At 33.0% G+C, this 25,594-nt stretch carries 27 protein-coding genes and 1 tRNA gene; 18 read left to right on the forward strand and 10 right to left on the reverse strand.

Annotation, left to right across the window (positions count from 1 at the left end):
- Nucleotides 1-106: 106 nt before the first annotated feature.
- Nucleotides 107-724: an outer membrane beta-barrel protein gene (locus FNW07_RS13210; RefSeq protein ID WP_126744587.1), complete on the reverse strand. Its 618-nt coding sequence runs from the start codon at nucleotides 722-724 to the stop codon at nucleotides 107-109.
- A gap of 186 nt (nucleotides 725-910) precedes the next feature.
- Between FNW07_RS13210 and FNW07_RS13215 the strand changes: the two genes are divergently transcribed.
- The 3 genes from FNW07_RS13215 (at nucleotide 911) to FNW07_RS13225 (ending at nucleotide 4,478) form a co-directional block, all read left to right on the forward strand.
- Complete coding sequence (locus FNW07_RS13215) at nucleotides 911-1,441, forward strand: porin family protein (protein ID WP_126744586.1); 531 nt, start codon at nucleotides 911-913, stop codon at nucleotides 1,439-1,441.
- 71 nt (nucleotides 1,442-1,512) lie between these two features.
- Nucleotides 1,513-1,929 carry a type II 3-dehydroquinate dehydratase gene (gene aroQ, locus FNW07_RS13220; RefSeq protein WP_126744585.1) on the forward strand — a complete coding sequence of 139 codons (417 nt, stop codon included), beginning with the start codon at nucleotides 1,513-1,515 and terminating at the stop codon, nucleotides 1,927-1,929.
- 74 nt (nucleotides 1,930-2,003) lie between these two features.
- Nucleotides 2,004-4,478, forward strand: coding sequence for a DUF5686 and carboxypeptidase regulatory-like domain-containing protein (locus FNW07_RS13225; protein WP_126744584.1), 2,475 nt, complete (start codon nucleotides 2,004-2,006; stop codon nucleotides 4,476-4,478).
- A 66-nt stretch (nucleotides 4,479-4,544) separates the two neighbouring features.
- Here FNW07_RS13225 and murA read toward each other — a convergent pair whose 3' ends face one another.
- Genes murA through FNW07_RS13240 form a run of 3 tightly spaced genes read right to left on the reverse strand, consistent with a single transcriptional unit; the run spans nucleotide 4,545 to nucleotide 6,934 of the window.
- Nucleotides 4,545-5,858 (reverse strand): UDP-N-acetylglucosamine 1-carboxyvinyltransferase, encoded by a 1,314-nt coding sequence (gene murA / locus FNW07_RS13230; protein ID WP_126744583.1) that lies wholly within the window; start codon nucleotides 5,856-5,858, stop codon nucleotides 4,545-4,547.
- A gap of 60 nt (nucleotides 5,859-5,918) precedes the next feature.
- Nucleotides 5,919-6,644, reverse strand: a complete 726-nt coding sequence (locus tag FNW07_RS13235) for a DUF4290 domain-containing protein (protein WP_126744582.1) — start codon at nucleotides 6,642-6,644, stop codon at nucleotides 5,919-5,921.
- Nucleotides 6,645-6,646: 2 nt separating this feature from the next.
- Nucleotides 6,647-6,934, reverse strand: coding sequence for a DUF493 family protein (locus tag FNW07_RS13240; RefSeq protein WP_126744581.1), 288 nt, complete (start codon nucleotides 6,932-6,934; stop codon nucleotides 6,647-6,649).
- Between the two features lie 306 nt (nucleotides 6,935-7,240).
- Between FNW07_RS13240 and FNW07_RS13245 the strand changes: the two genes are divergently transcribed.
- From FNW07_RS13245 to FNW07_RS13265, 5 genes are all read left to right on the forward strand, one after another.
- The gene (locus FNW07_RS13245; protein ID WP_126744580.1) at nucleotides 7,241-7,780 is read left to right on the forward strand and encodes an AAA family ATPase; all 540 of its coding nucleotides are present in this window, start codon (nucleotides 7,241-7,243) and stop codon (nucleotides 7,778-7,780) included.
- Nucleotides 7,781-7,840: 60 nt separating this feature from the next.
- Nucleotides 7,841-9,745 carry an ATP-dependent DNA helicase RecQ gene (locus FNW07_RS13250; RefSeq protein WP_126744579.1) on the forward strand — a complete coding sequence of 635 codons (1,905 nt, stop codon included), beginning with the start codon at nucleotides 7,841-7,843 and terminating at the stop codon, nucleotides 9,743-9,745.
- A gap of 12 nt (nucleotides 9,746-9,757) precedes the next feature.
- A complete protein-coding gene (gene fmt / locus FNW07_RS13255) occupies nucleotides 9,758-10,705 on the forward strand; it encodes a methionyl-tRNA formyltransferase (protein ID WP_126744578.1) in 948 nt (315 codons plus the stop codon).
- 177 nt (nucleotides 10,706-10,882) lie between these two features.
- Entirely contained in the window at nucleotides 10,883-11,155 is a 273-nt protein-coding gene (locus FNW07_RS13260) for an HU family DNA-binding protein (RefSeq protein ID WP_126744577.1), read from the forward strand.
- 119 nt (nucleotides 11,156-11,274) lie between these two features.
- Nucleotides 11,275-11,835, forward strand: coding sequence for a YqgE/AlgH family protein (locus FNW07_RS13265; protein WP_126744576.1), 561 nt, complete (start codon nucleotides 11,275-11,277; stop codon nucleotides 11,833-11,835).
- Here the strand turns inward: FNW07_RS13265 and FNW07_RS13270 are convergent.
- On the reverse strand, nucleotides 11,832-12,671 hold the full coding sequence (locus tag FNW07_RS13270; protein ID WP_126744575.1) for an aminotransferase class IV: 840 nt from the start codon (nucleotides 12,669-12,671) through the stop codon (nucleotides 11,832-11,834). The two genes, FNW07_RS13265 and FNW07_RS13270, sit on opposite strands and share 4 nt — an antisense overlap.
- A gap of 53 nt (nucleotides 12,672-12,724) precedes the next feature.
- Nucleotides 12,725-13,117, reverse strand: coding sequence for an START-like domain-containing protein (locus FNW07_RS13275; RefSeq protein WP_126744574.1), 393 nt, complete (start codon nucleotides 13,115-13,117; stop codon nucleotides 12,725-12,727).
- Nucleotides 13,118-13,268: 151 nt separating this feature from the next.
- Here FNW07_RS13275 and FNW07_RS13280 point away from each other — a divergent pair.
- A tRNA-Met gene (locus FNW07_RS13280) sits at nucleotides 13,269-13,342 on the forward strand.
- 394 nt (nucleotides 13,343-13,736) lie between these two features.
- On the opposite strand, the gene FNW07_RS13285 is transcribed toward FNW07_RS13280, so the two are convergent.
- Entirely contained in the window at nucleotides 13,737-14,696 is a 960-nt protein-coding gene (locus tag FNW07_RS13285; protein ID WP_126744573.1) for a BT4734/BF3469 family protein, read from the reverse strand.
- Between the two features lie 242 nt (nucleotides 14,697-14,938).
- Between FNW07_RS13285 and FNW07_RS13290 the strand changes: the two genes are divergently transcribed.
- Nucleotides 14,939-16,690: a reverse transcriptase domain-containing protein gene (locus tag FNW07_RS13290; protein ID WP_126744572.1), complete on the forward strand. Its 1,752-nt coding sequence runs from the start codon at nucleotides 14,939-14,941 to the stop codon at nucleotides 16,688-16,690.
- 157 nt (nucleotides 16,691-16,847) lie between these two features.
- Nucleotides 16,848-17,297 (forward strand): hypothetical protein, encoded by a 450-nt coding sequence (locus FNW07_RS13295; protein WP_126744571.1) that lies wholly within the window; start codon nucleotides 16,848-16,850, stop codon nucleotides 17,295-17,297.
- 12 nt (nucleotides 17,298-17,309) lie between these two features.
- Here the strand turns inward: FNW07_RS13295 and FNW07_RS13300 are convergent, their stop codons facing one another.
- On the reverse strand, nucleotides 17,310-17,537 hold the full coding sequence (locus FNW07_RS13300) for a helix-turn-helix domain-containing protein (protein WP_158626861.1): 228 nt from the start codon (nucleotides 17,535-17,537) through the stop codon (nucleotides 17,310-17,312).
- 154 nt (nucleotides 17,538-17,691) lie between these two features.
- Between FNW07_RS13300 and FNW07_RS13305 the strand changes: the two genes are divergently transcribed.
- From FNW07_RS13305 to FNW07_RS13335, 7 genes are all read left to right on the forward strand, one after another.
- On the forward strand, nucleotides 17,692-18,600 hold the full coding sequence (locus tag FNW07_RS13305; RefSeq protein ID WP_126744569.1) for a hypothetical protein: 909 nt from the start codon (nucleotides 17,692-17,694) through the stop codon (nucleotides 18,598-18,600).
- Between the two features lie 128 nt (nucleotides 18,601-18,728).
- Nucleotides 18,729-19,094 (forward strand): hypothetical protein, encoded by a 366-nt coding sequence (locus FNW07_RS13310; protein ID WP_126744568.1) that lies wholly within the window; start codon nucleotides 18,729-18,731, stop codon nucleotides 19,092-19,094.
- A 4-nt stretch (nucleotides 19,095-19,098) separates the two neighbouring features.
- Nucleotides 19,099-19,800, forward strand: a complete 702-nt coding sequence (locus tag FNW07_RS13315; RefSeq protein WP_126744567.1) for a GNAT family N-acetyltransferase — start codon at nucleotides 19,099-19,101, stop codon at nucleotides 19,798-19,800.
- 67 nt (nucleotides 19,801-19,867) lie between these two features.
- Nucleotides 19,868-20,635, forward strand: coding sequence for an Abi-alpha family protein (locus FNW07_RS13320; protein ID WP_126744566.1), 768 nt, complete (start codon nucleotides 19,868-19,870; stop codon nucleotides 20,633-20,635).
- A 74-nt stretch (nucleotides 20,636-20,709) separates the two neighbouring features.
- Nucleotides 20,710-21,762, forward strand: coding sequence for a toll/interleukin-1 receptor domain-containing protein (locus tag FNW07_RS13325; protein ID WP_126744565.1), 1,053 nt, complete (start codon nucleotides 20,710-20,712; stop codon nucleotides 21,760-21,762).
- Between the two features lie 88 nt (nucleotides 21,763-21,850).
- Nucleotides 21,851-23,332, forward strand: a complete 1,482-nt coding sequence (locus tag FNW07_RS13330) for a DNA/RNA helicase domain-containing protein (RefSeq protein ID WP_126744564.1) — start codon at nucleotides 21,851-21,853, stop codon at nucleotides 23,330-23,332.
- Between the two features lie 50 nt (nucleotides 23,333-23,382).
- A complete protein-coding gene (locus tag FNW07_RS13335) occupies nucleotides 23,383-24,183 on the forward strand; it encodes a TIGR02391 family protein (RefSeq protein WP_126744563.1) in 801 nt (266 codons plus the stop codon).
- 58 nt (nucleotides 24,184-24,241) lie between these two features.
- On the opposite strand, the gene FNW07_RS13340 is transcribed toward FNW07_RS13335, so the two are convergent.
- Both FNW07_RS13340 and FNW07_RS13345 read right to left on the reverse strand, forming a co-directional pair.
- Entirely contained in the window at nucleotides 24,242-25,159 is a 918-nt protein-coding gene (locus FNW07_RS13340; RefSeq protein WP_126744562.1) for a hypothetical protein, read from the reverse strand.
- Nucleotides 25,159-25,443, reverse strand: coding sequence for a helix-turn-helix domain-containing protein (locus FNW07_RS13345; RefSeq protein ID WP_126744561.1), 285 nt, complete (start codon nucleotides 25,441-25,443; stop codon nucleotides 25,159-25,161). The genes FNW07_RS13340 and FNW07_RS13345 overlap by 1 nt, the downstream gene beginning before the upstream one ends.
- Nucleotides 25,444-25,594 lie beyond the last annotated feature (151 nt).

Genomic DNA, 25,594 nt, shown 5'->3' on the forward strand with positions numbered 1-25,594 from the left:
AACGAAGATTATCCTTACAGTAAAATCGATAAGCTGTTAAAAAAAATCGACTAAGAACAAAAAAACCTCCCGGTTGGGAGGTTTTTGGTATTAAAATCTAACTAGATTAGAATTTGTAAACTAAACCTAACGAGATATCACTTAAGTTTAAACCGAAATTTACTGTATCAGTAGAATCTGGATTACCACCATTGTCTGGTTTGTTAGTATCATAACTTAACACACCGATTGAAGCCTCTAAAGCGAAATTGTTAGAGATAAAATAGCTAACACCTGGAGCAAATGCAATGTTAAATCCAGTTTCTTTGTCATCAGGAGCACCATTCTCTTCAATTTTTGAGTTCGTGAAATTAGCACCTAATTCTGCGAAGAAAGAGAAATCTGAAGCAGGAGTAGTATAATATCTACCAAAAGCTCCTAATGATAATTCCGAAGTTTTAATGTCTTCAACTAACGGAGAAGCATCTTCAGTTTTAGTTCCTGTAAAACCAATTTTAGCACCGATAGCGATGTTATCAGATACAAAGAAACCTAGTTTTGGTGAAACTGTGTAAGAATTAAATTTGTCATCGCCTTCAGATGTTGAAGAAATTCCAACTGAACCAGACATGAAGATATCTCCGCTAGAGAAACCTTTTCCACCTGTACTTTCAACTTTTGTTTCTTGAGCATTAGCAAATCCGAATGCGAAAATTGCTGCTACTGTAAAAATTACTTTTTTCATATTTGTTTTATTTAAAATTAATACAACGAAATTAGATATTAATGTTACTACGATGTTTTTCCAGTAAATACAGTTGTTAACAATGTTATTAACATTGGTTATCCTACAAATTTACTGACTGTCACAATATTAGTCGAAGATTTATCGTTTGGAGTCGAATATACTTTAATCTAAAACCATAAAAACATGAGAAATTCAATCGTATTAACTATTTGTTTCATTGCCCTATCAATGAATATGCACGCTCAGATCCTGAAATTTGGTTTAAAAGGTGGTGCTAATTTTTCTGATGTGGATAGTGACATTAATTCAAGTACGCTTACCAGTTATCATTTTGGAGCTGTGGCCGAAATCAAAGTATTTCCGAATTTCGCTCTTCAGCCCGAATTGATGTATTCTTCTCAAGGCGCTAAAGTGGAAGGTTCCGATGATTTTAAATTTGATTATTTAACCGTGCCGGTCATGGCTAAATTTTATCTGATTACGGACCGGTTGAGTCTCGAAGCGGGTCCTCAATTTGCATTTTTGGTTAATGATAACGTGCAAGAGACTTTTGAAACAGAATCCTTTGACTTTGCCGTTGCAGGTGGTTTAGGCCTGAATATTACCAAACACTTTTTTACCCAGGCAAGATATGTCATTGGTTTAACGGATATGTCAAGGGATGCCGATGTTAAAAACAAAGTCATTCAGTTATCTGTTGGTTATACTTTTTAAGTAAAAAAATAAACTTTTGTCAAACCGTTCTATTATAGGAACGGTTTTTTTATTTTTACAAAAATTCAGTTATGAAAATCATAGTCATTAATGGGCCAAACCTTAATCTTTTAGGTAAACGTGAACCAGAAATTTACGGAAGCGAAAGCTTTGAGAATTATTTTAAAACGCTTCAGGACGAATTCCCGACTATTGAGTTGCAGTATTACCAAAGCAATATCGAAGGGGAACTGATCTCTAAAATACAGGAAACCGGTTTTTCATATGATGGCATTATTTTAAATGCCGCCGCTTATACACATACTTCAGTAGGGATTGGCGATGCAGTCAAAGCAATAACGACGCCGGTAATTGAAGTTCATATCTCCAATACTTTTTCCAGGGAAAGTTTTAGGCACCAGTCCTTTATTTCTCCCAATGCGCAAGGGATAATCATTGGCTTCGGCCTTAGCAGTTACAAATTGGCACTGTATTCTTTTATAAAATAATAATTCCCATGCAACCATTCTGGTATTTAACACGTCTCAATTCCATGCAACCGTAAACGCCTTTAAACTTTATCATGAAAAAAAACTTTTTATTCTTACTCTTATTAGCCTCCTTTTCCGGCTTCTCTCAAATCAGGGGGACGGTTTCCGATGAAAAAGGAACCGCATTACCTTTCGTTAATGTCTTCGCCGAAAACACTTACAACGGAACCACCACCAATGAACAGGGAAACTATGACCTTAATATAAAAAAGTTAGGAAAACACACTGTTGTTTTTCAGTATTTGGGTTTTAAAACCAAAAAAATAGCAATTGTAGTCGAAAAATTACCTTATGCTTTAGACGTAAAAATGACTGAGGAAAGCTTCACGCTGAATGAAGTGGTCATCAACCCTAAAGACAATCCTGCCAATGCTATCATCCGAAGTGCGATAGCCGCAAAGAAAGAAAATGCGGAGAACACTGCCCGTTATAAAGCCGATTTCTATTCCCGGGGGATTTTTAGGATTAAAGATGCCCCAAAAGCGATTTTAGGACAAAAACTGGATATGTTTGATGACATGCTGGACTCCACACGAAGCGGTATCTTGTACTTATCGGAAACCGTTTCCAAAATTACTTTTAAGAAGCCTGATAAGATGCAGGAAACCATTATTGCTTCAAAAGTAAGCGGTAATGACAATGGCTTTAGTTTTAATAATGCCGCTTCAGTAAATTTTGACTTTTACGATAATTATTTGCCGTTTGATGTCAATGTGATTTCCCCGATCGCGGATAATGCGTTCAATTACTACAAATACAAACTGGAAGGTACTTTTTTTGACGAAAACAACAACCAGATCAACAAAATCAAAATCACTCCCCGAAGGGATTCAGAACCTGCCATGCAGGGATATATTTATATTGTAGAAGACAGCTGGGCCATTTATGCGGTGGATTGTAATATAAAAGGAAGCCAAATGCAAAGCCCTGCTATCAATTTATTGACTTTAAAGCAGAATTTCAGTTACAATACCACTACTAAAATCTGGGTAAAAAATACACAGACAGTCGATTTCCTGGCCGGTATGCTCGGCATTAATGTTTCAGGAAGATTCACTTATGTATATTCCAATTTTGAGTTCGAACCTAAATTTGACAAAAAAACGTTCACACGGGAGATTTTAACATTCCAGGAAAATGCCAACAAAAAGGATGATGATTTTTGGAATACGATTCGTCCGGTGCCTTTGACCAATGAGGAAACTACCGATTATTTGAAGAAAGACATCCTGCAAACAAAGAAAAAATCTAAGGTCTATTTGGATTCCATCGACAAAAAAAGCAATAAGATTGGTTTTTTTGATTTTATAACGGGCTACACTTATAAAAATTCATATAAGAAATGGCAAATTGGTTACGCGGGGTTCCTGACAGGCGTTAGCTTCAATACCGTTCAGGGCCGGAAACTGAATACCGGATTATCTTTCAGTAAAAGAAATGATGAAAAGAGAACCTTTACCCGAATCAATTCTGATTTTGAATATGCTTTTTCAGAAAAAAAATTCCGTTCCAATGCCAGTTTTGACCACAAGTTCAATAACATCAACCAAAGCGAAATTAAGATTTCCGGCGGAAGCAGTGTGTCGCAGTTCAACAGCAACGATCCTATAGGCATCCTTGTCAATACCATAAGCTCGGTGCTTTTCAAAGATAATTACATGAAATTGTATGAAAGGAATTTTGTTAATGTCTTTTTCGGAAGAGAGGTTGTGAACGGTATCTTTCTAAATGCCGCTGTAGATTATTCGGAAAGGAAACCTTTATTCAATACCTCCGATTTTACTTTCGCAAAAAAACAAAAATTATACACCTCGAACAATCCTTGGGCACCTGATGATTATACAACGCCGGCCTTCGAGAAACACAATCTGGTAAAAGCGTCAATACTTGCCAAGTTCAATTTTGGACAGCAATACTGGATGCGTCCTGATGGAAAATTCAATATCCGAAACGATAAATATCCTACTTTGTATTTTGGTTATGAAAAAGGATTTGCCGGAAGTGAAAAAAAATATGAATTTGATCACGTAAACGGCCGGTTGTTTTATGATATCACCGTTGGTAATAAAGGAGTGCTGAGCATGAACTTAAAAGCCGGGAAGTTTTTTAATGCCGAAAGCATTTCGTTTGTCGATTATAAACATTTTGACGGAAATCAAACGCATATCGGTCAGTCGGAAAGTTATCTGAACGTATTCAACCTGATGCCCTATTATAGCCACAGCACCAATGACAGTTATTTTGAAACCCATATGGAACATAATGACAAAGGGTATCTGATGAATAAAATTCCGTTATTGAATAAATTGAAATCAACGCTGATTCTCGGTTTCCATGCTTTGGCAGTTCCGAATATGACACCTTATACCGAATACAGTATCGGTTTGGATGATCTGGGTTTTGGAAAATTCAGGATGTTCAGATTGGATTATGTGCGCGCATACCAAAATGGTATTCAAACCGACGGTATTGTTTTTGGAATGAAATTCCTAAATGCTATCGATTAGAACAAAAATATAAACAAAAACGGGACCCAAATCAGGTCCCGTTTTTTATTCTATTACGTACACGGTCTATTCGACACGAATTATATTCGCCCCGATGGCTCTTAATCGCTCATCAATTCGTTCATACCCGCGGTCTATTTGTTCAATATTTTGGATGGTACTGGTACCTTTAGCAGATAGAGCTGCAATCAACAATGAAATTCCCGCACGGATATCCGGTGAGGACATCGTGGTCGCTTTCAGCTGTGACTGGAAATTATGACCCATAACTACCGCTCGGTGTGGGTCACAAAGCATGATTTTAGCGCCCATATCAATTAATTTATCGACAAAGAACAAACGGCTTTCAAACATTTTCTGATGAATCAAAACATCGCCCTTGGCCTGCGTAGCCACAACCAAAACTATACTCAATAAATCCGGTGTAAATCCAGGCCATGGTGCATCTGCAATAGTCAGGATAGAACCATCAATATCGGTTTTTATTTCATATCCGTCGTTGTGGGACGGAATATAAATATCGTCACCTTTGCGTTCTAATGTGATCCCTAATTTTCTGAAAGTGCTCGGTATCACCCCTAGATTATCCCAACTTACATTTTTTATTGTGATTTCGCTTCTGGTCATTGCAGCAAGTCCGATCCAGGAACCGATTTCAATCATATCCGGAAGAATTCGGTGTTCGCAACCGCCTAAACTTTCTACTCCCTCAATGGTCAATAAGTTGGAACCTACTCCGGTTATATTAGCTCCCATTGAGTTCAGCATCTTACATAATTGTTGCAGATACGGTTCACATGCTGCGTTATACACAGATGTTTTGCCTTTTGCCAAAACAGCAGCCATAACAATATTTGCTGTTCCTGTAACCGAAGCCTCATCCAACAGCATGTCTGCACCGGTTAAACCTTTCGGCGCTTCAACACCATAAAAATGGTCTTCGCGGTTGTAACGGAATTTTGCTCCCAGATTAATAAATCCTTCAAAATGCGTATCCAGTCTTCTTCTTCCGATTTTGTCGCCACCCGGTTTTGGAATATAACCTCTTCCGAAACGCGCCAATAAAGGTCCGACGATCATGATGGAACCTCTTAAAGAACCACCTTCTTTTTTGAAAGCTTCAGTTTCAAGGTAACCGACATTTACATCATCGGCCTGGAATGTGATGGAACCCAGTCCGTTTTTTTGGATTTTGACACCCAAATTCCCTAATAAGGTTATTAATTTATTGACATCGATAATGTCCGGAATATTGTTGATTGTGACTTTTTCGGGAGTCAACAAAACGGCACACAGAATTTGCAGTGCCTCATTTTTTGCCCCTTGTGGCGTAATATCGCCTTTAAGACGAATGCCACCTTCAATTTGAAAAGTTCCCATATGTATAATGATCAAGTGTAAGTCGTCAGGTATTCTATAAATCAAGAATGCGACGTGCCCTTACTGTGGTTTTCTATTTTGGTTTTTGTGAGTCGGGTTGTTGGATTTGGTGTTTTTGGTGATTTTTGGCTTGATGGCCGCACCGCCTCCAGGAATAATCTTGTTCGAAACGCGTTTATTGGTGCGCATCAGGTCAGTAGTATTGAGCAACTCTTCCGAACTTTGGGTCAAATTGATTTTTCCGTCCGAAAGCTCAAATAAATGTTCAAAAATCACATCATCTTTTACCGTGTCTTTGTTCCAGCTCAAGTACGATTTTTTCATGTGGTTGGCAATAACTTTCACCAACGCGCTTTTCATTTCGCCATCGTCCCACTTGTTGGCCACATCAATCATGTATTTGATATTATTGCCATAAAAACGGTATTTAGGAAAGTTCTGGGGGTATTGCAGGATTTCCGGTTTCAGTTGCAATACTTCGCGGGAAGGAATCGGATACGGGGAATCCACATCAAGTCTAAAATCCGACATGATAAAAATCTGGTCCCATAATTTATGTTGGAAATCCGGCACATCCCGAAGGTGTGGATTCAGACTTCCCATTACCTGAATGATATATTTTGCGGCTTTGTTGCGCTCTTCCTTACTTTCTATAGCAGTGGCCTGATCGATAAGCTTCTGCAAATGACGACCGTATTCCGGAATGATCAGATGCTGCCTTTCGGAATTGTATTCTAAGTTGAAAACGACATCATTTGCGTTTTCTTTCTGATATTTTGTCACCATAATTATAGGGAAATTATACCTTCAACAGTAGCTAACTGCTGGTATTTATCTATTATTGCCTCCGCACTCTGCATATGCACATTTATAGAAACGCTGGTGTATTTGCCCGCTTTAGAATTCTTGGTTTCTATTACAGCACCCATACGATCAAAAGCGTTCTGTACGGTTTGTATTTTTTCTTTATCCGATGGAACGATGAATTTAAAGAGGTATAAAGCAGGCCAATGCTTATTACTACTGTTTAATTCCAATCGCAACCTCTCGTAAAATTCTTCGCTGTCCTTATCCATTTTCATTTAAAAATATAAGCAAATATACGGTATTGATTTTAGATTTGGGAATTCTCAATTAAGGTTTTAGGATATTTTTAAAAAATCCAATAATTTCATACCTAGCCCTGATGGAAGGGAAAATCCTCCCGATTTTTTTTCGGGAGATTACTTCACATACTTTTATTTTCATTGGAGTTCAGTAAACTTTGTTTGCAGCGGACAGCAGGAATTGTGGTTCTTAAAAATCCGCAATCTTCAGCTCCCTAAAAATTAATTTTTCATATCCCGATTAGTTTGAGTAAGTTTGCGCCTTATTTCTAAAAAGTGGAAAAAGAAATTGTAGTTATCATTGGCGGGCCAGGTACCGGTAAAACCACTATCATCGATGGATTGATAAAAAAAGGTTTTTGCTGTTATCCAGAAATTTCACGCGAAGTAACTTTGGAGGCAAAAAAACAGGGTATCGAGCAATTATTTCTTGAGAACCCGCTACTTTTTAGCGAATTGCTGTTGGAAGGCCGAAAAAAACAGTTCCTGAATGCACAAAATGAGCCTCACGAAATTGTTTTTCTGGATCGCGGAATTCCCGATGTTTTAGCTTACATGCATTATATCGGCGACAGCTACCCTTCTTTTTTTGATGCTGCCTGCCACGAAAATAAATACACAAAAATCTTTATTCTTCCGCCCTGGGAAGAAATATATGTCAGTGATGACGAGCGTTACGAGAATTACGAACAGGCGAAACTTATCTATAACCACCTTACGGAAACCTACGAAAACTACGGATACCATTTAATTGAAGTTCCGAAAGACAACGTGGATAACAGAATTCTTTTTATATTAGATAAACTTTCTAATTAATTTAGGGAATTTCGATATTGGATTTGCGCATGAAATCCACTGTCAAACTTATCTGATTCTATGCAAGAAGCATTAGACATTCTTCAAAAATACTGGAAGTACGATCAATTTCGGTCTCTGCAAAAAGAAATCATTGACTCTGTTCTCAGTGGTCAGGATACTTTTGCATTGATGCCAACCGGCGGCGGAAAATCACTGTGTTTTCAGGTACCGGCGATGATGCAGGAAGGAATCTGTCTGGTTATTTCGCCCTTAGTGGCATTGATGAAAGACCAAGTCGCCAATTTGCAAAAACGGGATATCAAAGCCATTGCGATGACCGGCGGAATCCAATCCGACGAGATGATTAACTTACTGGATAATTGTCAATTTGGGAATTATAAATTCCTGTACCTATCCCCTGAAAGATTGCAGTCCGACTGGATTTTGGAACGGATCAAAAATCTGCCCATAAGTTTGATTGCTATTGATGAAGCGCATTGTGTTTCGCAGTGGGGACATGATTTCCGTCCGGCTTATTTGAAGATTTCACAGTTAAAAGCGCATTTCCCAACAATTCCATTTTTAGCGTTGACAGCTTCGGCAACAGACCGCGTTCAGGAAGATGTTATTACGCAATTAAGATTGGAAAACCCAGTGATTTTCCAAAAATCATTCGCACGGGAAAACATCGCGTATATGGTTTTTGCGATTGAGGACAAATTATTCCGGATTGAACAAATTTTACAGAAAAATCCACAACCTTCTATTATATATGTACGGAACAGAAAATCGTGTCTGGATGTTTCTTCGCAATTGCAGTCTTTAGGTTTTAAAGCCACGTACTATCACGGCGGATTATCGTCTAAGGAAAAAGACAAAAACATGCAGCTTTGGATGAATGAAGAAGTGCAGGTTATTGTCGCGACGAATGCTTTTGGGATGGGCATTGATAAAGCCAACGTTAAAACGGTCATCCATATCCAGCTTCCGGAGAATCTTGAAAACTATTATCAGGAAGCGGGACGCGCGGGACGAAATGGCGAAAAGGCGTTTGCCGTTTTATTGACCAGTCCGTCCGACAGTCTTCAGGCAGAAGGGCAGTTTATTGCGGTTTTACCCGATAAAAATTTCCTGACCACGATGTATGTCAAATTGTGCAATTATTTTCAAATTGCGTATGGTGAAGGGATTGACGAGCAGTTTTCCTTCAACTTAAATCATTTTTGTGCCCAATACAAGTTCCCTATATTAAAGGTATATAATGCAATGCAGTTTTTGGACCGGCAGGGAATCCTGACCTTATCTCAGGAATTTTCAGAAAAGGTGATGGTGCAGTTTATCATTCCGTCCAAAGAAGTGATTCGGTACATGAGTTTAAATACTTCCGATGAACCTATAATCCTGGCATTATTAAGAACGTATTCGGGGGTTCATGATGTGCCTGCTGCTTTAAATTTACCTTTGCTTGCCAAAAAAGCAAATACAACTGAAAACGCCGTAGCCCAACTTTTACTAAAATTAAAAGACAAAGGCGTTATCGATTATCAGGCAAAAAGCAATGATGCGACATTAATTTTCAATGAAGTCCGCGAAGATGAAAGAACCATCAATCGCGTTTCAAAATATTTAGAGAATCAAAACAAACTTAAAACGGAACAATTAAAATCGGTATTGAATTATGTCAATGATAAGGATACCTGTAAAAGCAGGCTGATATTGAATTATTTCGGAGAGACCAAAACCGAAAACTGTGGAATCTGTTCTTATTGTATTCAGCAAACCAAGCCTGAAACCAATACCGTTTCTTTAGCCAAAAAAATTCTTGCTTTATTAAAGACAGAACCACTGAATTCAAGGGAAATTCAATTCCTGACAAAAAATTCGGCAGACGACATTATCTTTGCATTGCAACAATTACTCGATCACGATGTTATCATCGTGAAACCAAACAATCAATACACTCTTAAACAAATACTGAAATAAATTCAGCACAAGATGGAAAAATTACGAATCGTTTTTATGGGAACTCCTGAATTTGCCGTGGGCATTTTGGATACCATCCTCAAAAATAATTATGAAGTGGTTGGCGTGATTACTGCAGCTGACAAACCAGCCGGACGTGGACAGAAAATAAAATATTCTGATGTAAAGGAATATGCATTAGAACACAATTTGCACTTATTGCAGCCTGCCAATTTGAAAGACGAAGGTTTTTTAGCCGAGTTAAAAGCATTGAATGCCCACTTGCAGATTGTCGTGGCGTTTAGAATGTTGCCGAAAGTAGTTTGGGAAATGCCGGAATTAGGAACCTTTAACCTCCATGCTTCGTTACTTCCCAATTATAGAGGTGCGGCCCCTATCAATTGGGCTATCATTAATGGGGAAACCAAAACGGGTGTAACGACTTTCTTTATTGATGATAAAATTGATACCGGTGCGATGATCCTGAGTTCCGAAATTGAAATTTCGCCAGAAGAAAACGCTGGGGAATTACACGACCGCCTGATGAATCTGGGAAGTGATACTGTTGTTGAAACTTTAGCTTTGATTGGAAAAGGTAATGTAGTTACAACAATTCAAAAAGATAACGACAACATAAAAACCGCTTATAAACTCGATAAAGACAATTGCAAAATTGACTGGAGCCAATCAGCAAAAGAAATTCATAATCTAATAAGGGGACTATCACCATATCCGGCTGCCTGGTGTTATTTTAAAGACAACGGACAGGAATGGAACGTGAAAATATACGCCGTCCGAATAGTTGAAGAAGCTCATCAGGAACCAATCGGAAAAGTACTCAGCACCAAGAAAGAATTGAAAATTGCCGTTCAGGATGGATTCATACAGGTCTTACAGTTACAATTCCCAGGGAAGAAAAAAATGAGTACTTCCGAATTATTAAATGGACTACCATTAAGCGAAAACGCTGTCGTTTGTTAGGGTGCGAAAACACTGAATGTAACGGAATTTCGATAAAAACAACTTAGTTTATCAACAAAATGTTAAAGTTATTAACAATTCGATTAAAAACAATCGAAAAGACTTGCACAGTAAGGAATTCCTATTAAATTTGTTACAAGTAACGTAATATTTAACCAACAATTAATAACTATTATTATGAACAAATCAGAATTAATCGATGCTATCGCTGCTGACGCAGGAATTACTAAAGCAGCTGCAAAATTAGCTTTAGAATCATTTTTAGGTAATGTAGGTGGTACTTTGAAAAAAGGAGGAAGAGTATCTTTAGTAGGTTTCGGATCTTGGTCAGTATCTGACAGAGCTGCAAGAGACGGTAGAAACCCACAAACTGGGGCAACTATTAAAATCGCTGCTAAAAAAGTAGTGAAATTTAAAGCTGGTGCTGAACTAGAAGGTGCAGTAAACTAATTACTTATCTACCCATATAAATATAAGCCCTCCACTTGGAGGGTTTTTTTTATCCTATTATCGATTTTATTTGGGAGTTAATACTTTTTTTCTCTAAATTTAATTAAAAATAAGCCAAAATGATTTCAGAAAAACTAAAAAAAGGCCAGCTGCTCGTTGCAGAACCTTCCATAATTGGTGATTTATCATTTAACAGATCGGTAATTTTATTGGCAGACCATAATGATGATGGTTCGATAGGCTTCATCATAAACAAACCTTTAAGGTATACCATAAACGACCTAATTCCTGAAATTGAGGCTTCATTTAAAATTTATAATGGAGGTCCGGTGGAACAAGATAATTTGTACTTCATCCACAACATTCCGGAACTAATCCCTAACAGTATCGAAATTTCCAGTGGTATTTATTGGGGTGGTGACTTTGAACTGACTAAAAACCTCATCAACGAAGGAAAAATCAAGAAAGATAATATACGTTTTTTCCTGGGTTATACCGGATGGGATGCGGAGCAATTAGAAGTTGAAATGCTTTCCAATTCATGGATTGTTGCAGAAAACCTGTACCAAAATAAAATCATTGGCAAGTCCACGGCTGATTTCTGGAAAGAAAAGATATTGGAATTGGGCGGTGATTATCTTATTTGGTCCAACGCACCGGAAAACCCGCTCCTGAATTAAGTCAATCTTATTTGAGCATTCAACCTGATCAGCAAGTCATTTGCTACATCACTCTCATATTCTTTTTTTCGGTATTTAGTTATTGACTGAATACCTTTAATCACATTGGTAATGAATAATTCGTCCGCTTTTTGAAGTTCAAAGGGTGAAATGGGTTCTTCTACCACTTCTAAATTCTCAATTTTTTTTGCCAAAGCAAGAATTTGCTTCCGCATGATGCCATTCAAGCAACCTTCTGAAACGGGAGGGGTTATTAATTTTCTGCCCATTAACATGAAAATATTGCCTTGTAAGGCCTCAATTACATTCTTACTATCATTGAGCAGCAGGCAATTATTTAATCCGTTTTCGTCCGCGAAAATGCTTCCGGTAATATTAATGATCTTATTGGTTGTTTTTATGGAGGACAGTAATTGTTTGGTTACATAAAAATCCTTGTATAAATCGACTTCATAGTTGCCATTTTCCATAGCGTACATTTGGCTCCCTAATGGGGATACCTGAATCAAATAGGAGATCGACCGGTCAGTTGGCATGTAATATCCTCCTCCGTTTCTGTAAACGGTAATTCTCGCCCGGCTGGATTCTGTCAGCTTATTTGCTTTTGCTAAAGTTAACAGTTGTTCTTCCAGAAATTCCATGGTGAAATTCATAGGGATTTCCATACGGACAACACGCATGGATGCCATTAGCCTGAAATAATGATCTTCAAGGAAAAGGATTTTACCATCAAAGATCTTAACGGTTTCAAAAACCCCATCTCCATATAGAAATGCGCGGTTATTAACTAATAAATTGGTGTCTGGCGAAAGAAGCGTCCCGTTAAAATTGATCATAAAAAAAGCCCTAAATTAAATTCAGGGCAAATATAAGTTTTAATACGCAAATTTTATACGGAACCAATCACATGTTTTAGATCTGAAATCTGGTTTTCCCATAGCAAACGGGCTTCGTCCATATCGTCTTCCTTTGCATAATCAGTGACCATCAAGGATACGTCCTTAGTGATTTCATCCTCTAAAATACGAAGTTCAAAATAGAAATCAGTGTCTTTATTATTATCATCTATCCATCTGAATTTTACTTTTTCCCCTGTTTTTTTTGAGGACAACCGTGCTTTCTCTTCAGAACCGTCCCAGATAAAGGTAAAGAATTCCCCTCTTGAATTCACGTTATCTGCAAACCACTCAGATAAGCCTGAAGGCGTCGAAATATATTGAAACAATAATTGAGGCGATGAGTTTAATGGAAACTCTAGTTCATATCTTATTTTATTATCCATGTGTACTGATTATTTTTTTGGAAATATATATAAATTTAAATGAATAAAAAAGCCTTTTTTAAAATAAAAAATTATCAGTTTATGTTTGGAAGCTATAATATAAGTTTTATATTTGCACCCGCATTCAAGGCCTTGAATAAAGGCAAAATAAGGCGAGGTAGCTCAGTTGGTTAGAGCGCAGGATTCATAACCCTGAGGTCACGGGTTCAACTCCCGTCTTCGCTACAAAATTAAACCCTAATTACTTTAAAAATAAGTAGTTAGGGTTTTTTATTCACGGATAATTCACGACTATTTTTATTAAGTGTCTAAATTAACCTTATTTAATTTATTTTAATTCACACTTAATATCAAGAAGTTAACAAATCAACAGCACTTCCTCCACTAAAAAAAGTCGGGGCGGGTGGGTAAAAACTTTATTAAACCCCCACCCTTTTACAAGGGTATCTACCCTCGAAACCACATGAAAAAATTATAAATTTTACTATATATTATATAAAGGGGGGACTACTGAACTTTTTTAAGAATAATTTTTCAATAAAAAACACTAATTAATCAAGGTAGTGTAGTTTTACATAAAAAGAATAATGTAATATTCATTCTAGCTTCAAAACATATATTAAGGTTTAAATCCTTTTTGCTTTGCATAGTAAATTATTGTTGCGAAAGAAATTATATGTGTTTTATCCAGTTGCCTTTTATTATAACAGTATTTCAATAAATTAATTGATTGCTCTTCCGAGTGCTTATCTTTATCTAATCTACATAGCTTTAAAAAAAAAGTTTCACCAACATCATAACTGAATGTATAAGATAAACCCAATCCTACTTTTACCCATGCATCATAATTATCGGTAATGGAAATATCTCTTTTTTCTAAAAACCTCAAAATATCTCTCATTAGAATTTTATCATCTCTTTTATTAAGACCTTCAGTTGCGTAGGCACTTTTGCCAACTAATTGTTTCACAGTTGGTCGAAGATTTTTAGCAACTCTTACCTCTTCTACTTCTAATATATCGTCGAATATCTGTCCATCAGGATTATAGTACAGATTTTCATCCCACGAAGAAAAACAAAGTCGTGAAACGTCACTACCACTTTTGTCAAGCTCAATTTGATAATTATCCAAAAAATAAATTCTCAAAGCATTAAATACAGCTTTGTGCTTATTAACATCACTATCTATTTTTATTATTCCTTTAAGACCCAGTCCAGATGGCGAAAGCCACAATGCTGTTATATATTTATCTTTACGTAAGTCTTGATTGATGTCTTGTAACTTATTAATATCTAAATTATCAATATCAATAACCATTAAATTATTGTAAGTGACCATGTCGGCAACTTTATGCCCTTCTAAAAACTCACCACAAAATGTTACAGCAGGCAAATTACTTTTTAGCTTTGCATATAAATTCTTATCTCCATTCGAAACCGCATTTCTACAAGTCACAATTAAATCTCTGTATTTCCCTCTTTTTATATTTCCGAATTCTTCGAATAATAACATGCTTCTACAATTTGTAGATTTCATATTATCAAAGCAAGTTATTTTTATTTTTGAAAGATTCTTCATGTTAATACAAAATTACATATATTTGTCCAAAGCGTAGTGAAGGGTGGGTAATTATTTATTCCATTGTATATATCAGGGTGTCATTTATTTGTCTAGGAAGATTTCTTAACAAAAATCAACCAAATAATCCAATAGTCTGTTGGTCCTGAAAGATTTTTTTGGCTATGTGTATTTTTAAGCTTATTGAATACACTTTTCTTCTATCTTCCACAATATTTTAAACGGCTACGCTTTTATTTTCTATGGATATAAATGACTATTTTTCTGAAAAAAAAATAATACGATTATTATGTAAATATCGTGCAATTCATGCTGGTAAAAGACATGAAAAGCACATGATTAGGAATTTTAGCACTCATCACAGGTCCAATAATATTCTTTCATCAGAGCAAAATCCACTATTCCAAGAAATTCAGGAATTATTCCCTTCACGAAGAAAATGGAAAAAATTACATCGTGACGAAAGAACATACTGTCTGGATAGTAATAAAAGTAATCAAGAGCGACTTTATAATACATATTTAAAAACTAAAAAAGACATCGGTAATGGGATTGTTGCACCTATTTGGTATGATAAATTAATAAAATATGTTGAAGATATAAAAAATGAGGTTCTACACATTGAAACTTCAAATTATTCCTTTACACCCCCAAAAATTACAGGAATTAAAAAAGATGAGAAGGAAAAAAAAATCACTTATAGACCTATTGCAGTATATGACATAAAAAGTAAAATAATATGTTCACTTACTGCAAAATATCTAACAAATTATTTTGACAGTATCTTTTTAGATTGCTCCTACGCATTTCGTGCTAAAAACAAATCTAATATCATTCCTACTCATCATGACTGTATTGAAAAAATAGGCAACGAAAGAAAAACAAACAATCCGTTATATGTAGCTGAATGTGATATTCAAAAGTTTTTTGACACAGTAAATCATGAACATTTATTAAATATTTTTTACGATATTAGTAAAAAAATAGAAATTAAAACTTCTAAATCAATTGACCAAAAAGCATATAAAATATTTCAATTATTTCTAAATTCTTACTCGTTTCAAGAAAATGTACTAAAACTCAATAGTGATTCCACTTGGTTTGAAAACAATAAATTGCCTATAGGAAAATTTGGGTGGGTTGAGAAAAATCTCAATAATGAATTTGGTCAAAACTATTGTGCTGAAAATAAAATTGGAGTCCCTCAAGGAAATGCTATTTCATGCTTCATTGCTAATCTGATATTGCATAATATTGATGAAGAGGTATTATCTTCTGGTAAGGATATATTTTATATTAGATATTGTGACGATATGATTTTAATGCATCCTAACAAAGACACATGCAACAATGCATTGAAAGTTTTCATGTCAGGTATCCATGCAAATTTTTTGTTATACCATGAACCGACCGCTAATTTAAATTACAAAGCTCAAAGCTCTTCATTTTGGGATTCGAAATCAAAATTACCTTTTTTATGGGGAGATAAAAATGTCAATGAAAATAATGTTCCTTGGGTATCTTTCGTAGGGTATCAAATAAATTTTAATGGGCAGATTAGAGTTCGGAAATCAACAATAAAAAAAGAGACGAAAAAGCAAGTTGCCGAGACCGAAAAAGTAATTGAAAACCTAGGAAAACTGAAACATTATCAAGAAACTCGTAATGAACATTCAAGATGGTCAAAAAGACAAATAATATTTAGTTTACAACAAAGACTTATTTCTATGTCTGTAGGTAGAATCCAAATTTACAATCACAAAAAACCCACTAAACAAGGTTTATGTTGGACTAACGGATTTAAAATGCTTACAAAAAATCGAATTATTTCAAAGCAACTAAGATATTTAGACCGTAGAAGAGCACATCAATTAAAACGTCTGCAAAACGAATTAAATAAAATTACTAGAAAATCAAAAAAAACTACATTTAAGGAAAATGACACCTTTTACGGTTCTGCCTACAGTTATTTTAACTTTCTAAAACATAAATAATTTTAAAATTTTATTTATTATGTGGATTTTTTACGATGAAAATCTAATAACAAAAAGTTAGATTGAATTTTTAAAACTGATATGTTTATACCATATTGATTCACTTGTATATGTCGTTTTTTTTCTTTACTTCTGTAAGGAATTAAAATCTATTAACATGCAACAAATTATTCCTTCAAAAATCAAAGCTCCTCTCCTACCAGCCATAAAGACTAGTGAATTCGTAAATGAATTAGTTGCAGTTTGCAAACAAGTAGATTTTAAAAAATTAAAAAATACTTTTAATAAATTCAAATTACAAAATCATCCAGATTTTATAGATTTTATAAATCAAGGCGAACATAACTTTGGACTTTTTAATAATATCGATAAAGGATTTGAAGTCGTTTCTACTGAGACGCACGAGAGCAAATGCAGTTTTTGTTCTTTAGGTAAAACAGTAATAGGTTTTAATGTAAATTATAAAAAAAATAAAGATTCAAGACTTCCAAGTAGAATAATCTATGCAAATTCATTCGCTGTTAATCTAGAAATTAAGAACGGATATTTATATGAATTCGGTTGGTGTAATAGTTTTTTAAGTAAGGAACAAATGAAACAATTATAAAAAAACTGCAGTTTATTTAAAATCAAATAAGTCCTTAATATCTATTTTTAAAGAATCCGCTATCTTTTTTACATTGATTATGGAAGTATTAATAAGCCCCCTCTCAATTCTTGATATTTGAGAAATTTCAATATTCAAATCATTAGCCAAATATTCTTGGGTAAAATCTTTAGAGATTCTTATCCTTTTCAAATTTTGACCAAATAATTTTAAGAAATTAATATCTTGCTCTTTTCTCACAATCAAAATTGATGATTATGCAGAAAAATTATATAAGCATATTTGCCTATATTGAATATTTTTTATACTATTGATTGATATTCAATTCCTATAGGTTTAAATAATTTAATGAGTTATTAGACCCGATTTCCCTTAAATCTCCAATCCAATTCATATGAAACACTTATTTCTATTTTTATTAATCGGGTCCATAAATTTAATCAGTGCACAGTCATATTCCGAAAAGTATAATGATTTATATAAAAGATATGAATATTTCAATAATCAAGGCATTATGATTGGCTATAAGTATTATGATAGTTTAAATGAAGTATGGAAATACAAAGATTTATCACAATCAGAACAATCGACATATATAAACCCAATAGATATAAATCTATTAGAGAAAGCCTTATCGTCAAAACAAAATAGGTATGACACAAATGTACAAAGAGTTCAAAATGCTATCACGGATATTCAATCAAAAATATGGAGCTTATCGTTTAGCGATAACACAAAAACTACCATTAACGCAAGATTTAAAAATGAAACACTCCATTATATTAATTCAAAAAAGTTTGACTACTCTAGCAATAGCATGACTAATCAGGTAGTTAATTATTTATATTCAGAAGTAAAAACAATTGAAAATGAAGAGTCATCTACAGCAACTCCCAAAAATGAAAATCTCTATGAAGTTCCTAAGAAAAACGTACCAGAGAAAAATGAAGCATTAGATTTTTTAAAATATAGAGGTGGGTATAAAATTTCTCAAGTTTCAGAATATTCATTTGAAAATAAAAATTGGGTCTTAACACAAACTGATGTCGGACAAAACCTATTTTATTACGCAGGCAACTACTTATATTTCAAAAGGGGTAATAATTCTTGGTTGGATAGAAAATTAGACTTTAAAGTATATAATTCTTATACCCAAACTTATTATTATAATACACCTTATGGAGATGTAGTTATCAGTGAGGATTTTAAAGTAGTAACTCTTTATGACGGAAACATCAACAATTGTTCAAAAAAATATGAATTTATAATTGAAGCGTTTGATAAAAACATATATCCAAATTAATGGCATTTGCGGAATTTAAGACTTAAACTCAATTTGGAACAAATTCTATAATATTTACCAAACAAAAAAAGTTTGTTTTATATTTATGAAATATTATTTCACCAAATTAATTTTAAGAAAACGAAATTATGGCATTATCAAATTTCTTCAGAATCAACTTACCCTATGGAATTAAAAGAAATTCAAACAATGAGTGGATTGCATTTAATCGTGAATACATGCCCTTAGGTTGGAGTAAAATAAGTGACAAATTTTCAATTCATAGTGAAGAAGCATTTTCTGAAAATCCCGTCTATACAAAATATAAGGCACTAACTGAATTAAAATTAATAGACATCGCCAGCTCTGAAAATTCTATTAAATATGACACTGAGGGTAAAATTTCAATGATATTTCTATATGACGATAAAACGAATCCAAGTTCTAATAAAGATTATTGGAAGGATTACTTCGATAAAATTGAAAAACTAAGCATTTTGATTGCCATAAATTAAATTTATGAAAATCCTTTTTGAACCGAATGAAAAATACATTCAACAAATCACAACATGGTTATTTGAAGAAAGTCAAAGTGGATTAAATAGTTTTATATACAACTTCAATAATTCCCAATTTACCAATGATAATTTTATATGTTTGATTGATGACAACGATTTTTGTATTGGTTATATTTCTTACTCCATAATTGATAAATATGCTAAAATAGAAGTCGTAGTAATTAAAAATAATAAAAAAAGAAATGGTTTTGGAAAGATTTTACTAAATGAATTAACTGTCCATTTATTAAACAAGAATGTAGTTGTAATGGAATTGTTTTGCGAACCTTCAAGTTCGAAAAAAATTTGGAAAAAATTAGGCTTCAAAGAATTTAAAGAAAAAGAAAATCATAAGTTTTTAAATTCTAAAGATTTTAAAAATCCATGGTTATATAAACCACTAGTACCCGAGGTGTCTTCAACTAAGAATCACAAATTAAATTCATATATTGAATTATGGACTATATCAGAACACTCTGCAAGTAATTATTCCCCACAATATAAATGGGATTTATTGACCCCAAATTCAACTATAATTTATCCCATTGATGAGGAATGGAAAATCAAATATGTGAGTGAAGGGAATATTATATATGAAGGAATGATTAAAAGATTTAGTAAACAAAAAATTGCTTTTGGGAATTTCTTAATAATTAATAATTAGGTATTAATAAAGCTTAAACAGCAAAACAAAGCCACAAGACGTTATAAACATTTAAAAAATAGCAATATTGAAAATAATTGAAGATTTAAACTTGCCTAAACAAATTTTAGATAAAACTGAAAAATTAATGACGAAATTATTCGGACCTTCAATAAAAGAGTTTGGCGAAATTTTCGCAGACAATGTCAGGTTTAGAAGACTTAAAAATCAAGTGAGAATACTAAATAAAACTCGTGAACTACTTGATAAAAATGGATTAGAACCTAGAGAATTAAATCTTAAAACAATTGTACCTTTAATAGAAAAATCGTCAGTCGAGGAAGATGAATTACTCCAAGACAAATGGGCAAATTTAATCGCAAAGATTTCAACATCCCCAGAGAACGGTTTAGAACCAAGGTTAATTAATACCCTATCTTCTCTTTCTTCCTTAGAAGCTAAAATACTGGATTTTATTCACGAAGACTTTTATGTACAACAACAATTAAGATTAGCAAGATTGTTAAATAGTAAATATGCAAATAGAGTTTACACAGAACGAGATATAACTTTGGAAGATATAACAATTAGCTATAGCTCTGTGAAAGAGCATTTTGAGTTAAGTGATGAGTTTATAAAAATCTATATTGACAATTTAGTGTCACTTGGACTATTAAGGTATGAAGAGCCTGAAATTGACATTGACAATGGCTCTACTTCTGCTGATATCATTGATGATGATGAAGATAAATCTGTTGACCTCAATTTAGATTTGTCAGCTAGCTATAATAGTTCGGACGACTTTCATATTACTGCATTTGGAAATTATTTCATAAAACAATGCAAAGTGGAATAATTTTACAACAGTGATTTAATTACGAAACATAAACTTGACACCATTAAATAAAATAATTAAAAATTGATACTGATATGAGTAAAAAAATATTTATCAGCCATGCTGTAAAAGATAAGGAAATTGCAGCTGCATTCGTTGATTTTATCCTTCACGGGGCATTAAGCGTTCCAATAGATGAAATCTTTTGTGTGTCCACTGATGGAACAAAAATAAAATCTGGAGATGACTGGAGAGATTCAATTAAGTCAAATATATTAAGTGCAAAAATTAATTTTCTTTTGATTTCACCTAACTATAAAGAAAGTGAGGTTTGTATGAATGAAATGGGTGCTGCATGGATGACAGAAGCGATTGTTCTTCCTTTAATTATTGACCCTATTAATTATAAAACCGTTGGTGTGATTCAAGAACTAAGTCAAATCGAAAAACTAATTGATGAAACTAGTTTAGATAGAATTCGTGACATCGTTCAGGAAGAACTTGACATTAAACATTCTTTAATTAAGAGCGACAGATGGACAACAAAGAAAAAAGAGTTTCAAATAAGGGTAAAAAAACATCTCACGTCTAATCCATTTGACGTACCTATGGACAAAGCAATTTTTAGACAATTAGTTAAAGAAACTACTGATTTGGAAAAAACAATTAATAATTTAATTGAAGAAAAATCTGAATTAGAAGACATAATTACCAAATTAAAGGAGGCAAAAGATAAAACAGCAGTAGCAGAAATTCTAAAGAAAAAAAAGACAAATCGGTATGAAGAATTTAATGAGCTATGTGGAAAAGTAACTAAATTATTGGACAAACAAAGCGGAATTATGAATGGTTTAATATTCAGGTCTTATTCAGGTAAAGATATAAAAATTGGATGGGATGCTAATAGAGATGAGCTAGATGAAGCACATGCAAATGATTACATAAACGAAGACTTAGATATACAATGGAGCACAACAAAAGAGATGCAAAAAATTAACGATGCACTTGACAGTGTATCAACATTCATAAATTCTGACCTAGATAATAATTTTCATGAAGCGTATGAAGAAGAATTCGATTCTCCATTAGAAATAAAGAACAAAGGATTTTGGGAAGAAGTATTTGAAGCAAAAATAAGATTTAATTAAACGATGGTATCAGCACTAGATAATAATATGATAACCCAAGTTTTTTTGCAAATCTTAAATAACAACCCAACAATAAAATAATTAATTCATGAAAGAAGCTAATCTTATTTCAATTCTAAGTGCTCATAAAAATACAACTCCTGATTTATTCAACTCATACTTAAAATACCATACAATTCAAATCAAGCTAGAAGAATTAAAAGATTTGGATGTATTAGTAAATCACTTAAAATCTTTAAGTAAAAATATAAGCTTATTTGATAAATACTTCATAGGGTACACAATCCCACAAATTGGCAAAGAGTTTGACCTACTAAGAATAGATGATGAATCTGTGGTAAATATTGAGTTAAAAAAAAGTAGTACACCCGAAAAAATTAGAAATCAGCTCATAAGAAATAAATATTATTTAAGCTTCTTAAAAAGAGAAATATATAATTTTTCTTATGTTGCTGAAGAGCAAAAACTTTATACGATTGATGAAAGTCAAAATTTAATCGAAGTGAATCTTAAGCAACTTTTAGCAGTACTAGTATCTCAGAATGTAAAAAAAATTATTGATATTGATAGTTTTTTTAATCCTTCAAATTATTTAGTTTCTCCTTTTAATTCAACACAAGAATTTATTAAAGGAAAATATTTTCTCACATCACATCAAGAGGAAATAAAAAACATAATCCTAAATGAGCTAAAAAGCACCAATTATTCTATACTTTCAATCAAAGGCAAGGCTGGGACAGGTAAAACGTTACTTACTTTTGATATAGCCAAAGAAGTTTTAAAAAAAAATGAAACTCTAATAGTACATTGTGGATATTTAAATCAAGGTCATATAACATTGCGTGACGATTATGGATGGGATATTATCCCCGCAAAGGATTTAATGAAGCAGGATTTATCAAAATACCATTTAATTATTATTGATGAAGCACAAAGAATTTATCAAACTCAATTAACTCATATAATAGATGAAGTAAAGAGAATTTCTAACAAATGTATTTTTTCATATGATGGGCAACAGACATTGAGAAAACAGGAAATCCATAATAAAATAGAAGAAAAAATAGAAAGTGATTTAACAATAAAACCCTTTGAATTAACTACAAAAATTAGGACAAATAAGGAAGTAGCTTCCTTTATTCAATGCTTATTAAATAAAAATAAACCTATTGAAAATTATAAATATTCTAATATTGAGCTTAAATATTTTGACAATTACGTAGAAGCTACATCATTTCTATCTCAATTAAAATCAGAAGATTGGAAAACTATAAATTATACTCCATCCACAGTATCAAAGCTGCCGTATGAAAACTATAAAATTGAAGAGGAAAATGATAATGCACATACTGTAATCGGACAAGAATTCAACAATGTTGTAGCTGTAGTAGATGGACATTTTTACTACAAAGGTGAAAATCTTTCAACAACAGGCTACAAATTCCAACCTTATTATCACCCGACTAAAATGTTATTTCAGATTGTCTCTAGAACAAGAGTTAAACTTTGTTTAATTATAATTAACAATCCAATAATTTTAAGCAGATGCCTAGACATACTTAAGCAATAGTTTCTCATTTGAGAGTAATTATTAGTTATATCTCATTATAAATCTTTTTTATGACAAATAATTTTGACCTCAGTACACTCAGAAGCCTAGCGGACATAATAGCCGAAATTTTGACTCATAAACAAATTAATGAGCAATTTCTAAATGCAAATATTGTTGATAATGGAGAAGGAACTAATAAACCTGATAGAATTTATCATTCACTAAAAGCAAGACAAAATCAAGACAAATGTGCTAATAATGTATTGAGTTTCATTTTGAGAATTATAAATCCAAAAAGATATACTGATGAAGCAGCTTTTGAGAAGGACAGAACGAGAATAAACGAAAAACTTCTTTATGAAGGAATAGAAATTAATAAAGCTGGTGAAGCAAAACCTGTGGAGAAAGCTAAAACTATTTCAGAAGCAAAAAGAAGGTCAATGAAAATTAAAGAAAGGGTTCATGGAATTGGAATTCATTATGAAATTTTACCTTATTGTGAGTCAGAATGGTTGAATGAAAATTACTTCCATGCAATTTTAGAAATCACAAAAAGTGTTGCTCAAAGACTTAGGCAGAAAAGTGATTATAATTCTGATGGTGGAGAATTGGTTGATGAATGTTTTGGGCTTGGAAAAGATAAAAAACCTATGTTAGCTTTTAATATGTTGAAAACAGAAAGTGAAATAAGCGAACATAAAGGTTTTGGGAATTTTGTTAAAGGATTTTTCAGCATGTACCGAAACCCTAAAGCTCATGACCCAAAGCTTATGGAAGATACACAATTGACAGAAATGACTGAAGTGTTAGTTGTAGCAACCATTATTCAAAACAAATTAGACAACACATACAAAACTGGATTTAAATAAGAGAAAAAAACCTGCACGGGGCAGGTTTGTTCTTCGCATTATAGTTGACATTTAATCCCTAAGCTACATTTCTATATTCAGGATTATTGTTGTTTATTAATTCTATGAATTTTGAATTAAGTTTTTCTCTTATCGCTTTTTTCATTTTTAGTAATTCATATTTATTTAATAGATAATTAAAGTCCCTTTTTAAAGCAGAAATTCTTTTTGGGCTTATCTCAGATTTTATTCTAATCCAATAATTTGGATTGGTATATTTGTTAAGTTTATCGCAATCGTTTTGAGGCACTTTTCCCGTGTCAAAAAAATCCACAATACACAAACCCTCAAAACGTTCCATAAAGAGCTTAAAAAGTCTATTAATTACTTCTTTGTCCATAACATCTTCCAGACAATTAATTTTTAATTTCTGCAACAGTCGCTTATTAATTATTTTCAACTCAATTCTCAATAAATTTGTTTTTAATTTATACTGCTTAGACTTGTTATATATCTTAATTCGATAATCTGTTAATTGAAATTCCTTATAATCACCCCTACCTGAGAATTTTAAGTTCTTGTTTGGGGCTATATAATTATTCATTAATACATTATTGTCGAGTATTAATTGTGGGTCTTTTGATACCTCCAAATTGAATCCAAATTCTAGGTTTGTTATTTTAGTATCTTTTTCAATATGGTATTTTTTAATTAACCCCCGAATTACATCTTGAATTTCATCAAAATTGAAATCGTTGTGATTTTGGTCTCCTTTGCCTTCCATAATGTTTTTATACTTATGAATACTGCCTAATAGAGTGGCTGAATGCAAAGTAATAGTAACGTTTAGATTTGAATCCTTGCCTCTTTTTGGGTATTCTTCAACTTCCCCAGTAAAGTAGTTTAATGTAGTACTTAATTCAACCAAACCATTATTAATAATTTGATTTTCTAATCTGTGTTTGTCTAATACAAACAGTTTAATATTGTCTATCATTATGCTACATCATTTAGTTTATTAAACACTTCAGATTTCAAATAGAATACTTTTCGTCCAATTTTTTTGGCTTCAAGTATTTTTTCTCTATTCCAATTGAATAAGGTAGTATAGCTTACTTTGAGAAGTTTACTTGTTTCTTCCCTTGATAGCAACTCATTTTCCTGACTGGGTTGCTTAAAAATGTTGCTGATTTTTTTAAGTTCGTTCGCAACTGCATCTCTGATAATTAGAGATAAGTCTTCAATACTTAATTGAAAGACTTGGATTTGTTTTAATTCCATATTTTATTTTGTTTTACAAATAGCTTTATTGCCATTTTCTAAAATCAAAATTATGAGGAAAACATTGGGCAGAATGAAGGTCTGGACTAATGCAGACTAAAGCAAAGTATCTTTAATCATAGTATATATAGGGCAGTTTAAATAAAAATAA

It is taken from the genome of Flavobacterium sp. GT3R68 (genome assembly GCF_007109225.1).
Lineage (GTDB): Bacteria > Bacteroidota > Bacteroidia > Flavobacteriales > Flavobacteriaceae > Flavobacterium.

What these genes read in the sequence shown, in the direction of transcription:
- FNW07_RS13210 (WP_126744587.1), bottom strand. Translation starts at nt 724, where the DNA reads ATGAAAAAAGTAATTTTTACAGTAGCAGCAATTTTCGCATTCGGATTT.
- FNW07_RS13215 (WP_126744586.1), top strand. Translation starts at nt 911, where the DNA reads ATGAGAAATTCAATCGTATTAACTATTTGTTTCATTGCCCTATCAATG.
- aroQ (WP_126744585.1), top strand. Translation starts at nt 1,513, where the DNA reads ATGAAAATCATAGTCATTAATGGGCCAAACCTTAATCTTTTAGGTAAA.
- FNW07_RS13225 (WP_126744584.1), top strand. Translation starts at nt 2,004, where the DNA reads ATGAAAAAAAACTTTTTATTCTTACTCTTATTAGCCTCCTTTTCCGGC.
- murA (WP_126744583.1), bottom strand. Translation starts at nt 5,858, where the DNA reads ATGGGAACTTTTCAAATTGAAGGTGGCATTCGTCTTAAAGGCGATATT.
- FNW07_RS13235 (WP_126744582.1), bottom strand. Translation starts at nt 6,644, where the DNA reads ATGGTGACAAAATATCAGAAAGAAAACGCAAATGATGTCGTTTTCAAC.
- FNW07_RS13240 (WP_126744581.1), bottom strand. Translation starts at nt 6,934, where the DNA reads ATGGATAAGGACAGCGAAGAATTTTACGAGAGGTTGCGATTGGAATTA.
- FNW07_RS13250 (WP_126744579.1), top strand. Translation starts at nt 7,841, where the DNA reads ATGCAAGAAGCATTAGACATTCTTCAAAAATACTGGAAGTACGATCAA.
- fmt (WP_126744578.1), top strand. Translation starts at nt 9,758, where the DNA reads ATGGAAAAATTACGAATCGTTTTTATGGGAACTCCTGAATTTGCCGTG.
- FNW07_RS13260 (WP_126744577.1), top strand. Translation starts at nt 10,883, where the DNA reads ATGAACAAATCAGAATTAATCGATGCTATCGCTGCTGACGCAGGAATT.
- FNW07_RS13265 (WP_126744576.1), top strand. Translation starts at nt 11,275, where the DNA reads ATGATTTCAGAAAAACTAAAAAAAGGCCAGCTGCTCGTTGCAGAACCT.
- FNW07_RS13270 (WP_126744575.1), bottom strand. Translation starts at nt 12,671, where the DNA reads ATGATCAATTTTAACGGGACGCTTCTTTCGCCAGACACCAATTTATTA.
- FNW07_RS13275 (WP_126744574.1), bottom strand. Translation starts at nt 13,117, where the DNA reads ATGGATAATAAAATAAGATATGAACTAGAGTTTCCATTAAACTCATCG.
- FNW07_RS13285 (WP_126744573.1), bottom strand. Translation starts at nt 14,696, where the DNA reads ATGAAGAATCTTTCAAAAATAAAAATAACTTGCTTTGATAATATGAAA.
- FNW07_RS13290 (WP_126744572.1), top strand. Translation starts at nt 14,939, where the DNA reads ATGGATATAAATGACTATTTTTCTGAAAAAAAAATAATACGATTATTA.
- FNW07_RS13295 (WP_126744571.1), top strand. Translation starts at nt 16,848, where the DNA reads ATGCAACAAATTATTCCTTCAAAAATCAAAGCTCCTCTCCTACCAGCC.
- FNW07_RS13305 (WP_126744569.1), top strand. Translation starts at nt 17,692, where the DNA reads ATGAAACACTTATTTCTATTTTTATTAATCGGGTCCATAAATTTAATC.
- FNW07_RS13310 (WP_126744568.1), top strand. Translation starts at nt 18,729, where the DNA reads ATGGCATTATCAAATTTCTTCAGAATCAACTTACCCTATGGAATTAAA.
- FNW07_RS13315 (WP_126744567.1), top strand. Translation starts at nt 19,099, where the DNA reads ATGAAAATCCTTTTTGAACCGAATGAAAAATACATTCAACAAATCACA.
- FNW07_RS13325 (WP_126744565.1), top strand. Translation starts at nt 20,710, where the DNA reads ATGAGTAAAAAAATATTTATCAGCCATGCTGTAAAAGATAAGGAAATT.
- FNW07_RS13330 (WP_126744564.1), top strand. Translation starts at nt 21,851, where the DNA reads ATGAAAGAAGCTAATCTTATTTCAATTCTAAGTGCTCATAAAAATACA.
- FNW07_RS13335 (WP_126744563.1), top strand. Translation starts at nt 23,383, where the DNA reads ATGACAAATAATTTTGACCTCAGTACACTCAGAAGCCTAGCGGACATA.
- FNW07_RS13340 (WP_126744562.1), bottom strand. Translation starts at nt 25,159, where the DNA reads ATGATAGACAATATTAAACTGTTTGTATTAGACAAACACAGATTAGAA.
- FNW07_RS13345 (WP_126744561.1), bottom strand. Translation starts at nt 25,443, where the DNA reads ATGGAATTAAAACAAATCCAAGTCTTTCAATTAAGTATTGAAGACTTA.